The organism is Devosia sp. SD17-2 (genome assembly GCF_029201565.1).
Classification (GTDB): Bacteria; Pseudomonadota; Alphaproteobacteria; order Rhizobiales; family Devosiaceae; genus Devosia.
This window is the reverse complement of record NZ_CP104002.1, coordinates 4,190,334-4,202,533: the sequence shown is the minus strand read 5'-3', so window position 1 is coordinate 4,202,533 and position 12,200 is coordinate 4,190,334. Positions and strand designations below refer to the sequence as shown.

The window sequence follows — 12,200 nt, the reverse complement described above, 5'->3', positions numbered from 1 at the left end:
GAAAGCACCGAGGCTTAAAGCAATTTCTCGATGTCGGAGGCGATATCGGCGGGTTCGGTGGTGGGGGCGTATCGTTCGACCACGCTGCCGTCGCGACCGAGCAGGAATTTTGTGAAATTCCACTTGATCGCCTCGCTGCCCAAAAGCCCCGGCGCGCTCTTTTTGAGCCAGGCGTAAAGCGGATGGGCGCCATCGCCATTGACGTCGATCCGTTCGAACACCGGAAAGCTGACGCCATAGGCGGTGGAACAGAACTGGGCGATTTCTGCGCTCGTGCCTGGCTCCTGACCGGCAAACTGGTTGCAGGGAAAGCCCAGCACGACAAAGCCTTGGTCGCCAAACCGCTGCTGCAGCGCCTCGAGCCCCTCATATTGCGGGGTGAGTCCGCATTTGCTGGCGACATTGACCACCAGCACCACCTTGCCGAGGAAATCGCCGAGATTTTGCGGCGTGCCATCGAGGCGGGGGAGTGTGAAATCGGCGAGAGTTTGCATCGGTCGCGGCTCCTGTTGCGGGCCAGAAGTAGGGGCCCGAACCGGCAGCGGCAAATGAATTTTTCAGATCTGTCCCGGCCAATAAAGACATGGCGAAGCGCCCGCAGGGCCGGAGCCGCGCGGGGAGAGGGGAGAGAAGGCAGACCCGAGGTGGCATTTGCTCCTGGGACTTTTAGATGAGGGGCAAGTGCCACCTCGGGAGACCGGTTTTTCGGACAGCGCCGGTATCGCGCCCCGCCATCGCTCGCAGCGGGGTCGGCCGGTGCCTGAACGCGCGCCCCATGCGAACGGGTTGCGGCCGGCGCGCTTTGCTCAGTTCGCATGCAGACCTGCCCGTGCGAAGCGCTGACCCAAGAATAGCCGGCTCAGCGGCCGCGGGGATAAGTTTCCGCTGCCGGGGGCAAAACCGCTGCCGTCTCGGGCTCTGGCGGCGGCCCCCTTCGGGCAGAAAGTCCTTTGTGGAACCCATCCTCGAAAATCTGCCGCTCCCGGTTCTGCGTGCGGCGGAGCAGTTTTGCGCGCAGATCCTCGCCATTGGCGGTGTTCAGCGGGGCAACGGCCACGTCGGGCCGCAGCCGGGCAATGGGCAGCGGCTCCCCCTCGACCCGCTAGCAGCGGCAATTCTGGCGGGCGTTCCAGGCGGCGTGGCGGTTTTCATAATCATCGAGCTGGGCCAGCACCTGCCCCAACTGCACCGCCAGCCCCGAAAAATTTTGCGCCGCCACCGGCAGTTTTCCATGCCGCGCCGAAAGAAAGGGCCGCCCATCACTGATCAGCCCCTCGGCTAGAACCCGCTCGGTGTCCCCGACCGGCGCGTCGGGCTTTTTGGCGGCAATGGTGGTGATGTCCTTGTGGAGGGAGGTGACGCGGAGCCAAAGCGCCTCGTGGCGCGCGGCGAGGGCGTGGGAGATGTGGGGAAGGGGGCGTGGCATTTTTTGGGTGTCTCCTGCGGAGAGGGACAGGAGAGGGTAAGGGCGTGATGAGGGGCGGGGAGAAGTTGGAGATTGCCGCGCTACATGTCCGGAACGTCTCCGGCAGCGACTTCTCAAAGATCTTTCGCAAGCATACCGCCTCCGTTATTCTGCGTAGCGGAGGGCAGCATGACTTTCGGCGTTTTTATCCATCGCGCGGACTCGGTGTATGACGATAGTCCCGCCGAGCGGTATCAATTTCCGCGAATGTATCTTGAGCGCGCCTCGGCCATGGTCGGTGATTGGGTGCTCTATTATGAGCCAGTCAAAGTGCGCGGCTCAAAGGGGTATTATGCAATTGCGCGGGTGGAGCGGATCGTACCTGACCCGACCGCCGAGAATATGTATGTGGCGTTGATCGAGCCGGGTAGCTATCTCGAATTTCCAAACCCTGTGCCGTTCGACCATGGCGGGAGCCCCATTGAGCGAGGGCTGCTCAACGAAGCTGGGCGCATTTCGGGTCGCGCACAGGCTGCGGTTCGCCCGATCTCTCCGACTGATTTTGACCGGATCCTCGAGCGTGGCCTTGCGGAAGAACAACCGCTGCTGCCGCGGGTTGGGGACGTCCTGCGGCTGCCAGATTTGCCGCTACAAATGGACGAGGCGCCAGTTCCTTTCGTTTATGAGCAGGAGCGGGAACGGATTCCTGCGCTAACAACGCGGACCTTGCGAGACCGGATGTTCCGCCGCGTCGTGCTGCGGGCCTATGATGAGCGTTGCGCGGTAACCGGGCTGAAACTGATCAATGGCGGGGGACGCGCAGAAATGGCTGCAGCCCATATTCGCCCCGTCGAACACAATGGACCCGACATCATCAACAATGGGCTGGCGCTATCCGGTACCGTGCATTGGATGTTCGACCGGGGCCTCATATCGCTCAGTGATGACCTCGACGTTCTCGTGTCCCGTCAGGTGAACGACCGAGACGGGGTGGAAAGCCTCATCAACAAGACGGGCAAGCTCATTGGACCCACGATGCAGCGCGACCGCCTGCACCCGGCATTTTTGCGGTGGCATCGTGAGAATTGCTTCAAGCGCTAAAGTGGTGAGTGTTGTTGCAGATATCCACGCCAAGCGATTGCGATATCCTGCGTCAACTGCTTCTATCCGGGACGTCTGGGGGGCGTCATGCGCTTATTAATTCTGCTCATTGTCATCATCGCAAATGTGATGTCGCCAGCAGTGGCGGATGAGCGCATCGGTGCGTTTGTTGTGTCGGACAATAGCCAGTCGGCCATCCTTCTGGATGGCGACATCGGGGTCAGCACACCACTGGAATTTCGACGGGCACTCGCTCTTAGGCCGAACGCCAAGGTAGTCGTCCTCTCGAGTGATGGCGGTCTGGTTGCTAGCGCGTTGCTGATCGCCGATGACATCCATGCGCGTGGCTTGAGCACCGTCGTTCCAACTGGTGCGCGCTGCTACTCTGCATGTTCATTCATATTTTTCGCTGGGAATGAACGATTGGCGGAAGGTGAGCTTGGTGTTCACCAAATGTGGTCGGAGACGCCTGACCCGTCTGGCGTTCAATCCACTGTCTCAGACATTCTGGAGGTTCTGACGCGCTTCGATACGCCAACCGAAGTGTTTACACGCATGTTCAGAACCCCGAGCGAAGACATGTACGTCTTCACGCAGGGCGAACTCGAAGCCCTCGAAATCAATCGAGTGGGGAAGGGGCTTCGGGGGAAAAGCGACTATGCAGAACTTGCGGGCTTGATTGCGCCAAAGTCTGAGGAACCGACATCACCGCCCCCCGCTGCGACTGCGGACAGCGACGCACTGCGGCTGGCCCTTTACACCGGGCTCGACTTTTATGGGCAGGACATTGTTTCAGCGCGTGAGGCCGACGTCGTCGCTTGCGCTGCAAGTTGCCTTGTCAATCAGCAGTGCCTTGCATTCACCTTCAATGCCAATCCGTCGCTGACGCGCGGCCCAAACTGCTTCTTGAAAAGCGGTACTGATCGCTTAGAGGGCTATGCCGATGCTCTCTCGGGTGTTTTCCTGCCCCCGAACATGTCCACCGCCCCGACTTTCCGCATCGGTGTTATCGACCCGACGACGGATGTGTCGCCTCGCACTGACCTTGTCGGCGGGGACCTCACAACCTCGCCATGGCCAAACGCCGACACGCCCGGGGAGTGCCGGATGGCCTGCGTCGACAATGACCAATGTGTGGCCTTCTCATTCGCCAGTGGACCCAAACAATGCTGGCTAAAAGGAAGCGTCGGCGAGCGCCGATCATCCTCGAACGTCACCAGTGGGGTGAAGCGTTGGGTCTCATTTAGTGCTGTAGAGGTGCTCGATCTGTCTGAGTGATGGAACCGGTCGCCGTGTAATCAATTCCGGCTCTGTCGATCAATTCAGCGGCAAAAGCGTGCTGTATAGTGAGCAGGCGCTTCTGCCATTCCAACTTGTAGGCGCCAGAAGCATCTCTCTGGACCATTGAGCCAACTTCGAAGCGGTTGGGCAAATCTTCTGCAGCGCAGATAGGCGCCGAGAAGGCAATGAAGCCAGCAATGACAACAAGTTTTGCGCGCATGGTTCACTCCAAGTCGCGCTATAGTCACGGCATTCGGTTAATTAGCCGTTAAGGTTTACCATTCGTTAGAATTCGCTTGAGGCGAGTTTCGCGCACAGTCGTATCCATCCTTCGTCATTGCCCGACTTGTTCGGGCAATCCAGTTTGGCAGCGCGTGGATCACCGGGACTTGCCGGGTGATGACGGCCTGGATGTGCAGTGCCGGAAAGACCCCCTCCTAGCCTCCCCCTGGTAGGGGGGAGGGACAGGCCGGTGGGTGGGGATGCAGCGCGTGGGCTCAGAGGGTGATGAGCCACGGAATAACTCCTCCCCCTCTGGTAGGGGGAGGTTGGGTGGGGGTGCTCTTGGGGACCGGCTAGTCTTCCACCCGCAAGGCGCTCTTGCCGCTGGTAAAATCATTGACCAACTGAGCCAGCATTCTTGTGTCTGAAGTGGGAAAGCGCAGGGTGAGGGTTGCGCCGGTGTCGGTGAAATCCTGGGACAGGACCTCGAGACCCCGGATGATGCCGAGGCGCGCCTGAAGGCGTGAAAGATCGGAGAAGAGGCAGTCGAGCTGGCCGGTGGTTTTGTCGATCAGCGGGGATTTTTCGGCCGCGCGAACACACAGGGCCGCGGTGCCGCCATAGGCGCGGATGAGGCCGCCGCTGCCCAGCAAAATGCCGCCGAACCAGCGGGTGATCATGATGATGGTGCGGTCGAGCGCCTGGCCATCAAGGGCGGCAAGGATGGGCTTGCCGGCGGTGCCGCTCGGCTCGCCATCGTCGCTGAAGCGATAGGATTGGCCGATGCGCCAGGCCCAGCAATTGTGATTGGCGGCGGGATCGGATTTTTGCGCGAGAAAAGACTTTGCATCCGCCTCGCTGTCGATCGGCGCGGCAAAGGCGATGAACTTGCTTTTCTTGATCTCCTGGCGCGCCTCGGCCGGGGCGAGAAGGGTGAATTTTCCGCTCATGGTGGCGCTTATAGCAGGGGTGGCGGCGGAAAATAGGGGCGACGCCGGCAGAGACGCCGGGGTGACGCCATCGCCAGATGCCGATAGACTGTTCCGAGCGGCGCCTTGGTGGAGGGGGCCGTCAGGATTTCAGATAAGCTATTGCAGATGAGGAGGATTTCATGACGAGAACAGCGCTCGCCCTTGGGCTGACGGCGGTTTTGATGGCCAGCACCGGCGCGGTTTCGGCCGCAGAGGCCTGGCGCACGTCCGGGTTTGACGTGCCCGAATCGGTGGTGTTTGACGCCGACAATTCCCGGCTGATCGTCTCCAATATCGTGGGCGAGGCCACCGAGGCCGATGGCAATGGCACGCTCAGCCTCGTCTCGCTCGATGGCGAGATCATCGATGCCGCCTGGGTCACCGGGCTCGATGCGCCCAAGGGCTCGGCCATTGCCGGCGGCAAGCTCTATGTGGCCGACCTCACCAATCTGCGCATTGTCGACCTCGCCTCGGGCGAAGTGGAGACGCTGGCGATCGAAGGCGCGACTTTCCTCAATGACGTGACCGCGGACAGCCAAGGCACGATCTATGTGACCGACACTTTTGCAAACCGCGTCTATGCAGTGGCGGGCAATGAGGCGGCGCTGTTCGTCGAGGACGCGGCGCTGGGCAGCCCCAATGGCATTCTAGCCGATGGCGACAGCCTGCTTGTTGCCAGCTTCGGGACCCTGGCCGCAAAGCCGGAAGACATGGTGCCGGGGGGGCTGGTGCGCATCGATATCGCCACCAAGGCGGTGTCGGCGGTCGAAGGCGCGGACAAGATCGGCTTTCTCGATGGCATCGTCAGGATCGGCGACGCCTATGTGGTGTCGGACTTTTTCGGCGGCACGATTTATAGCGTGACGCCGGGCAGCGCGCCGGAGACAGTGGCGACGCTCGCCATGGGCGCCGCCGATATCGGCAGCGACGGAGAGGCGATCTTCGTGCCGATGATGATGGAAGGCGAGCTGGTCAAGCTGACGCTGGAATAAGATATGGGGGCGAAAGCCCCCATTTTTTTGTCGTCAGTCGAGTGTGATTGCCCGTCTGGTCCGGGTGCCCGCTGCCGTTGGCAGCGACCCGGCGACTAGCCTGCCGTCGCGCCACTGGCGCGCCGGCTTCGCCAAAGGCGAACCGGCCTATTCGTCACCCATCTTGAGGGCCTTGATAAAGGCTTCCTGCGGGATGTTGACGTTGCCGTATTGGCGCATCTTGGCCTTGCCCTTTTTCTGCTTGTCCAGGAGCTTGCGCTTGCGGGTGGCGTCGCCGCCGTAGCATTTTGCGGTCACGTCCTTGCGCATGGCGCGGACGGTTTCGCGGGCAATGACCTTGCCGCCAATGGCCGCCTGGATCGGGATGACGAAGAGGTGCTGCGGGATCAGCTCCTTGAGCTTTTCGCACATCTGACGGCCGCGCGATTCGGCGACCGACCGGTGGACCAGCATGGACAGCGCATCGACCGGCTCGGAATTGACGAGGATCGAGAGCTTGACGAGGTCACCCTCGCGGTGCGTGTCGAGGTGGTAGTCAAAGCTGGCATAGCCCTTCGAGATCGACTTGAGGCGATCATAGAAGTCGAACACCACTTCGTTGAGCGGCAGGTCGTATTCGACCATGGCGCGCGAGCCGACGTAGCTGAGATTGGTCTGGATGCCGCGACGGTCCTGGCAGAGCTTCAGGATCGAGCCGAGATATTCGTCCGGGGTGAGAATGGTCGCCTTGATCCACGGCTCGCGGATCTCGGTGATCTTCATCACGTCCGGCATGTCGGCCGGATTGTGGAGGAGCATAGACGTGCCGTCGGTCAGCTCGAGCTCATAGACCACGGACGGAGCGGTGGCGATGAGATCGAGATCGAACTCGCGGGCGAGACGCTCCTGGATGATTTCGAGGTGCAGCAGGCCAAGGAAGCCGCAGCGGAAACCGAAGCCGAGCGCTGCCGAGGTTTCCATTTCGAACGAGAAGGACGCGTCGTTGAGGCGCAGCTTGCCCATGGCAGAGCGCAGCTCGTCAAAATCCGAAGCGTCGACCGGGAAGAGGCCGCAGAACACCACCGGCTGGGCCGGGCGGAAGTCGGGCAGCGGCTCGGCCGTGGGCTTCTTGTCGTCGGTGATGGTGTCACCGACATTGGTATCGGCCACTTCCTTGATCGAAGCGGTAAAGACGCCAAGCTCGCCCGGGGTCAGTTCCTTGACTTCGACCAATTTGGGCGTGTTGACGCCGACGCGGTCGAGTTCATAGACGGCGCCGGAGGCCATCATGCGAATGCGCTGGCCCTTTTTCATCACGCCATCGACGATGCGCACGAGAACGACGACGCCGAGATAGGTGTCGTACCAAGAGTCAACGAGCAGCGCCTTGAGCGGGGCGTTGATGTCGCCCTTGGGGGCGGGCAGGCGGGTGACGATGGCTTCGAGCACGCCCTCGATATTGAGGCCGGTCTTGGCTGAAATTTCGATCGCGTCGGACGCGTCGATGCCGATCACATCTTCGATCTGGGTTTTGACGCGCGGGATGTCCGCTGCGGGCAGATCGACCTTGTTGAGGACCGGCACGATTTCGTGATTGGCCTCGAGCGCGTGGTAGACGTTGGCGAGCGTCTGCGCTTCCACGCCCTGGGAGGCGTCGACGACCAGCAGCGAGCCTTCAACGGCCGACATCGAGCGGGAGACTTCATAGGCGAAGTCGACGTGTCCGGGCGTGTCGATGAGGTTGAGGATATAGGTCTCGCCGTCATTGGCCTTGTAGGTCAGACGGACCGTCTGGGCCTTGATGGTGATGCCGCGCTCGCGCTCGATCTCCATATTGTCGAGCACCTGCTCCTTCATCTCGCGCAGGTCTAGCCCGCCCGTCGCCTGGATGAGGCGATCGGCCAGTGTGGACTTGCCATGGTCGATGTGGGCGACGATGGAGAAATTGCGAATATGGGAAAGCGGCGTTGTCATAAGCGCGCTGATAGCAGAAGCCGAACAAGCCGCAAAGATGGTTTCCGCGCGGTAAATGGGATCGCGATGCTGTGATTGCGCGTTGTTCGTATATGCGCACCGCAATTGCCACACTCGCCGTACTCGCCTGCCTCGGCATTCCAGCCGCGGCGCAGGATTTTTTAAAGCCGCTCGAAGAGCTGGTGGAAGAGCTGGTCCCCAGGCGGACGCAGGCGCCGCGTCCGGCGCCGACTGCGCCTGAACCGGCTCCAGCGCCAGCGCCTGTGGCAGAAGAGAAGATTGAGGACGCAGCGCCGCTGCCGCCGATTCCCCGGCCACGACCAGAAGCGCTCGATGATGAACCGGAGGCCGAGCCCGAGGTTGAGGCGCCCGCAGAGGCAGATGAGACCGCGCCGGAAAGTGGTGCCGAGCCGCTGCCGGAGACGCCGGCAAAAACCCCTGCTGCACCGCCCGATGACCGAATCTATCAGACTGCCTGCCCGGCGCTGTTGAGCGGGGCCGTGGTAGGAGAGATGCTGGAGCCCATCGCCGAGGGGATTTGCGGGGAACGCTCACCGCTCTCGGTGAGCGCGGTGAACGTCAATGGACGCCAGATCGGCTTTTCCTCGCCGGTAACGACCAATTGCCAGATGGCGGGGGCGCTGGCCGATTGGGTGGGTGACGTCGATGCCTATGCCAATGCGGCGCTCGACAGCCCGATCGCAACGCTCGTGACCGGCACTTCAATGATGTGCCGGGGCCGCAATGGCAATGCGGAGGCAGACACGTCCGAACATGGCTTTGCCAATGCGCTCGATGTGGTGGGGTTCGAGCTGCTTGATGGTCGGACGATAAATGTCGAGGCTGATTGGCTGCCAGCGTCAGCGCCAGAGGGGCGTATGCTGCGGCAGGCACATGGCGACGCCTGCGGGCGTTTTACCACCGTGCTGGGGCCGGAAGCGAATGCGAGCCACGAGGATCATTTTCACCTCGATCTTGGCTGCCACGGAAAAACCTGCACGGCGCAGATTTGTGAGTGATTTTTGCTCTTTGGAGTGGGTGTTCTTGTTTCGCAAGCGGACCCTATCTCCGCCGTCATTGCCGGGCTTGTCCCGGCAATTCAGTCTTTGAGGCATGGACCACCGGGACAGGCCCGGTGGTGACGATGGGGAGGGGGCGGTTGTTTTGTACAGGGTCCTGAGGCGCGAAACGCTACGCAATAGCTCGCCCACCCCTTAGCCGCCGTTATAAATGGCGATGACGGCATCGGCCTGCTGACGGTCTGCGCTGGCTTCGCTGCAATCCACACCGGTCTTTTCGACATCGGCGCGCACCACTTCATAGGCTTTGGTGCCGGTGGCTTCGTCCATGGAAAGCGAGGCCTCCATCTGCCGGCGATGGGCGCTCATGCCCGTGCGGGCCGGCTCGGGGATGTCGATGGCGCAAATTTCGAGCGTTGCCAGCGTGGCGTAGAGCCCGGTCAGGATCTGCGCCGATCTGGGCAGCTGATTGACGGCGGCAGCAGGATCGATGGTGATCTGGGGGGCTGCGGCTGGCGCTGCATCCTGCGCAAAGGCAGGCGCGAGGCTGGCGGCCACAACAAACGCGGCGAGGGCAAGACGGGGCATCGCAAATCCTGAACTGATCTGGAAATTTCCCCCAATCAAGCCTGCGAATATGGCCTCAGCACGGCGCCTGTGTGCGGCCCGGGTGGTGGGCTGGCAAATCCGACCAGTCGTGAAGAGTCATCGCGTCAGTGTCTGCAGTGCGCGGGGAAAGCGGCGTTGCGCCATTGCCCGGCGCATTAAGCCAGGCCAGCGCGCGACGCCAGATGTGGCGTAGCGTGAACATTAATTCTCTCCAGATGTGAGGGTTTGTGAAGCTATGACGGCATAATGCGCCCGAACCTCTAGCCGCCGCAATGGACAAGCTCTGGGCTTGGGTTTAGAAAAACTATATGGGCAATCGCTTCTCTATTCCGCTTAACGCACTGCGGGCAATCGAACTTGTGGCGCGCCATGGAGCACTGGCCCCGGCCGCCGAGGAGCTGGGCGTCACCACCGGTGCGGTCAGCCAGCATTTGCGGCGGGCCGAGGAGAGGCTGGGGGTGGAGCTTTTCGCCCGCACCGCCCAGGGCTTGCGCCCACTGCCGGTGCTGACCGACATGCTGCCGCAATTGTCAGCCGGGTTTCTCGCGCTTGAAGAAGCGCTGGCGGGCCTCACCGGCGCGCAGGATGGCGTGCTCAATGTGACCGTGGGCAGTGTCTTTGCCTCGCGTTGGCTGATCTGGCGGGTGGCAAAGTTCAATGCCGCCCGGCCGGGGCTGGAATTGCGGCTTGATGTCAGCGGGGCGATCCGCGACCTCAATCGCAATGATATCGACTGCGCCATCCGCTTTGGCGATGGCGACTGGCCGGGTGTCGACACTTTTCCAATCGGCGGAACGGACTATCAGCCGGTCTGCTCTCCTGAATTCCTCGCGCGCTATCCCATGCCGCTCGATCTGGGCGCCGTTCCTGTCATCGCCGACCAGACCACCATGCTCGATTGGGCGCTGTGGCTGAAGGCGGCGAGGCTCGATCCGCAGACTAAACTCTCCGGCCCGGTCTATTCGGATGCCTCGCTGGCTTTTGATGCTGCCATTTCGGGGCAGGGTCTGCTGCTCGCGGCCGATATGATGAGTGCCGACGCGGTCAGCGACGGGCGTCTGGCGCGCCCCTTTGCCCAACCGGTCACCGGCAAGCGCGGCTATTTCCTCGCCACCGCCAAGGGTCGGCGCCTGTCGCGAAAACTGCAGTCATTTCGCGATTGGCTGGAACAGGAAGTGCCCGACAGCGTCGATGGCTATCTCAGCCAGATCCGCCACCGGGCCTGAACCCAAGCCTTGTCTTATGGCGGGATGACGACTATCTTTCATATGAAATTTATGGGAATAAAAATTTCTGGAGGAAGAGATGTCTCTTCTTGCTGCCCAAGCTGAAGTCGATCGGGCCGGTGTGGTGACCAAGGCGGTGCTGCGCGCGGCCGAGGCGCTTGGGCTGAGCGCGCGACGTCTGGCCCAGGCCATTGGCGCCAGCGAGCCAACCATTTCGCGCATGCGCAAGGGCAATTACGTGCTCGAGGCCAATGGCAAGCCGTTTGAGCTTTCCGTACTGCTGATCCGGGTGTTTCGCTCGCTCGACGCAATTGCCGGGGGCGATGCGGCGGTGATCCGCGGCTGGATGAGCAGCGAGAACACGGCGCTGGGGGCTCGGCCGATTGACCGGATCGGTACGATCGCCGGGCTCATGGACGTGCTCGCCTATCTCGATGCGCGTCGCGCCCCGCTCTAGGATTACTTATTGGTGATCTCCCCCCGCGCCATCTCGCCCTATCGCGGCACGGCCTGGCGACTGGTCGAGGCCCAGCACCTGGTCTCGACCTTGAAGCTGGTTGATAGTCTTGCCGAGCAGGAAATGCTCGAGGCTGCGTTGGAGGAGAGCAAGCCGCGCCTGCCGCCCGAATGCAGGGGGCTCGATTATCTCCTCGCCACGCCGTTCCGCTATGGTGCCGCCTATCCTTATGGCTCGCGCTTTCGCCGTGCCGGGAAAACGCTGGGCGTGTTCTATTGCGCCGAAGCGGTGGAGACGGCGCTGGCCGAGATGGCCTTCTATCGGCTGCTGTTCTTTGCGGAGTCGCCGGACACGCCGCTGCCAGCCAATGCCACCGATTACACGGCGTTTTCGGTGGCGCTTTCAGTGGAGCGGTCCGTGGATCTTACCCATGCGGCGATGGCGGATGAAGGCGATTGGCGCGATCCCGTCGACTATGCCGATTGTCAGGCGCTGGCGGACAGCGCCCGGGCCGAGGGCATTGACGTCATTCGCTATGCCTCGGTGCGGGATCCCGGCGCGGGAGCGAACCTTGCGGTGTTGACCTGCACCGCCTTTTCCGCCCCCGCGCCGACCGGACGGCAGACGTGGAAATTGCGGGTCGGGCCGGGTGTGGTGCAGGCGGTGTGCGAGTTCCCGCGGATGAGTCTCGAGTTTTCGCGGACCGATTTTGCCGGGGATCCGCGGCTGGGGTGAGGCACGGTGCAAAGGCCCCCAACCCTCCCCTCAAGGGGAGGGTGTCTGCCTATGCTTGGAAGAGTTGCACTCTCAGTTCGCCGTCATCACCTGGCTTGTCCGTGTGATCCAGTTTGGGGCGAGGTGGATTGCCCGGACAAAGCCGGGCAATGACGATGGAGGGGAAGCGCTTGTGTGCTCCCAGTCGATCAGGGTCTGCCCTTCTCGGGGAGGGGGGCGCCTAGGGCAA

General features: G+C 62.0%; 14 protein-coding genes. 7 read left to right on the top strand and 7 right to left on the bottom strand.

Annotated features, from left to right (window positions below):
* Positions 1 to 14: 14 nt before the first annotated feature.
* Both NYQ88_RS20595 and NYQ88_RS20590 read right to left on the bottom strand, forming a co-directional pair.
* Positions 15 to 494 (bottom strand): glutathione peroxidase, encoded by a 480-nt coding sequence (locus NYQ88_RS20595; RefSeq protein ID WP_275652921.1) that lies wholly within the window; start codon positions 492 to 494, stop codon positions 15 to 17.
* Positions 495 to 1,102: 608 nt separating this feature from the next.
* Complete coding sequence (locus NYQ88_RS20590) at positions 1,103 to 1,426, bottom strand: hypothetical protein (RefSeq protein ID WP_275652920.1); 324 nt, start codon at positions 1,424 to 1,426, stop codon at positions 1,103 to 1,105.
* Between the two features lie 168 nt (positions 1,427 to 1,594).
* On the opposite strand from NYQ88_RS20590, the gene NYQ88_RS20585 reads away from it, so the two are divergent.
* Together NYQ88_RS20585 and NYQ88_RS20580 are read left to right on the top strand one after the other, a co-directional pair.
* Positions 1,595 to 2,506: an HNH endonuclease gene (locus NYQ88_RS20585; protein ID WP_275652919.1), complete on the top strand. Its 912-nt coding sequence runs from the start codon at positions 1,595 to 1,597 to the stop codon at positions 2,504 to 2,506.
* 87 nt (positions 2,507 to 2,593) lie between these two features.
* Positions 2,594 to 3,784: a PAN domain-containing protein gene (locus NYQ88_RS20580; RefSeq protein ID WP_275652918.1), complete on the top strand. Its 1,191-nt coding sequence runs from the start codon at positions 2,594 to 2,596 to the stop codon at positions 3,782 to 3,784.
* Here NYQ88_RS20580 and NYQ88_RS20575 read toward each other — a convergent pair.
* Positions 3,750 to 4,007 carry a hypothetical protein gene (locus tag NYQ88_RS20575; RefSeq protein WP_275652917.1) on the bottom strand — a complete coding sequence of 86 codons (258 nt, stop codon included), beginning with the start codon at positions 4,005 to 4,007 and terminating at the stop codon, positions 3,750 to 3,752. The two genes, NYQ88_RS20580 and NYQ88_RS20575, sit on opposite strands and share 35 nt — an antisense overlap.
* Before the next feature lie 355 nt (positions 4,008 to 4,362).
* A complete protein-coding gene (locus tag NYQ88_RS20570) occupies positions 4,363 to 4,959 on the bottom strand; it encodes a YigZ family protein (protein WP_275652916.1) in 597 nt (198 codons plus the stop codon).
* A 161-nt stretch (positions 4,960 to 5,120) separates the two neighbouring features.
* On the opposite strand from NYQ88_RS20570, the gene NYQ88_RS20565 reads away from it, so the two are divergent.
* Positions 5,121 to 5,972 (top strand): ATP/GTP-binding protein, encoded by an 852-nt coding sequence (locus NYQ88_RS20565; protein ID WP_275652915.1) that lies wholly within the window; start codon positions 5,121 to 5,123, stop codon positions 5,970 to 5,972.
* A 147-nt stretch (positions 5,973 to 6,119) separates the two neighbouring features.
* On the opposite strand, the gene lepA is transcribed toward NYQ88_RS20565, so the two are convergent.
* Positions 6,120 to 7,925: a translation elongation factor 4 gene (gene lepA / locus NYQ88_RS20560; RefSeq protein WP_275652914.1), complete on the bottom strand. Its 1,806-nt coding sequence runs from the start codon at positions 7,923 to 7,925 to the stop codon at positions 6,120 to 6,122.
* Positions 7,926 to 8,017: 92 nt separating this feature from the next.
* Here lepA and NYQ88_RS20555 point away from each other — a divergent pair, with 92 nt between their 5' ends.
* Positions 8,018 to 8,944: an extensin family protein gene (locus tag NYQ88_RS20555; RefSeq protein WP_275652913.1), complete on the top strand. Its 927-nt coding sequence runs from the start codon at positions 8,018 to 8,020 to the stop codon at positions 8,942 to 8,944.
* A 195-nt stretch (positions 8,945 to 9,139) separates the two neighbouring features.
* Here the strand turns inward: NYQ88_RS20555 and NYQ88_RS20550 are convergent, their stop codons facing one another.
* Positions 9,140 to 9,532, bottom strand: coding sequence for a hypothetical protein (locus NYQ88_RS20550; RefSeq protein ID WP_275652912.1), 393 nt, complete (start codon positions 9,530 to 9,532; stop codon positions 9,140 to 9,142).
* Between the two features lie 55 nt (positions 9,533 to 9,587).
* Entirely contained in the window at positions 9,588 to 9,755 is a 168-nt protein-coding gene (locus NYQ88_RS20545) for a hypothetical protein (RefSeq protein WP_275652911.1), read from the bottom strand.
* Between the two features lie 106 nt (positions 9,756 to 9,861).
* Here NYQ88_RS20545 and NYQ88_RS20540 point away from each other — a divergent pair, with 106 nt between their 5' ends.
* The 3 genes from NYQ88_RS20540 (at position 9,862) to NYQ88_RS20530 (ending at position 11,971) form a co-directional block, all read left to right on the top strand.
* Positions 9,862 to 10,779 (top strand): LysR substrate-binding domain-containing protein, encoded by a 918-nt coding sequence (locus NYQ88_RS20540; RefSeq protein WP_275652910.1) that lies wholly within the window; start codon positions 9,862 to 9,864, stop codon positions 10,777 to 10,779.
* 79 nt (positions 10,780 to 10,858) lie between these two features.
* Positions 10,859 to 11,236, top strand: a complete 378-nt coding sequence (locus tag NYQ88_RS20535) for an MbcA/ParS/Xre antitoxin family protein (protein WP_275652909.1) — start codon at positions 10,859 to 10,861, stop codon at positions 11,234 to 11,236.
* A 9-nt stretch (positions 11,237 to 11,245) separates the two neighbouring features.
* The gene (locus NYQ88_RS20530) at positions 11,246 to 11,971 is read left to right on the top strand and encodes an RES family NAD+ phosphorylase (protein WP_275652908.1); all 726 of its coding nucleotides are present in this window, start codon (positions 11,246 to 11,248) and stop codon (positions 11,969 to 11,971) included.
* The last annotated feature ends 229 nt before the right edge of the window (positions 11,972 to 12,200 follow it).